Source organism: Spongiactinospora sp. 9N601 (genome assembly GCF_044326295.1).
In the GTDB taxonomy this organism is placed as follows: Bacteria; Actinomycetota; Actinomycetes; order Streptosporangiales; family Streptosporangiaceae; genus Spongiactinospora; species Spongiactinospora gelatinilytica.
In genome coordinates, this window is sequence record NZ_JBIRBB010000069.1 from 1 (window position 1) to 824 (window position 824).

At 69.5% G+C, this 824-nt stretch carries 1 protein-coding gene; it reads left to right on the forward strand.

The genetic code is table 11. From position 1 onward, the window contains the following. The coding region (gene dapA / locus ACH34R_RS44170; RefSeq protein ID WP_397567630.1) for a 4-hydroxy-tetrahydrodipicolinate synthase at nt 1–824 on the forward strand (824 nt) is incomplete at both ends.

Here is an 824-nt window from a genome sequence, read left to right on the forward strand (position 1 = left end):
GACCCCGCGTCGATCCGTGGGTCCATCGCCCCGGTGGTGACCCCCTTCACCGACGAGGGCGCCCTCGACCACGACTCACTACGCGAACTGGTCCGCTGGCAACTACGCCAAGGCTCCCACGGCATCTCCACCGGCGGCTCCACCGGCGAACCCTCCGCCCAGACCACCGACGAACGCATCACCGCCATCACCACCGTCGCCGAAGAAACCAACGACACCGTCCCCTTCCTCCCCGGCACCGGCGCCGCCCACCTCCACGACACCCTGCGCCTGACCGACCACGCCGACCGCCACGGCGCCGACGCCGCCCTCATCATCACCCCCTACTACGCCCGCCCCACCCAAGAAGCCCTCTACCGCTGGTACGCCACCATCGCCGGCGAATTCCCCCACCTGCCCATCGTCATCTACAACGTCCCCTCCCGCACCGCCGTCGACATCGCCCCCCAAACCGTCGCCCGCCTGCGCCACGCCCACGACAACATCATCGGCATCAAAGAGACCACCAAGGACTTCGAGCACTTCTCCCGCGTCCTGCACCTGTGCGGCCGCGACTTCCTGATGTGGTCCGGCATCGAACTGCTCTGCCTGCCCCTGCTGGCCATCGGCGGCGCCGGCTTCGTCAGCGCCGCCGCCAACCTCGCCCCCGCCACCGTGGCCCGCATGTACACCGCCTACACCACCGGCGACCACACCACCGCCCTGAACCTGCACTACGCCCTGCACCCCCTGGTCGACCTGCTGTTCGTCGAGACCAACCCGGCACCAGCCAAATGGGTCCTGCACCAGCGCGGCCTCATCGCCTCCGCACACGTACGGCCGCC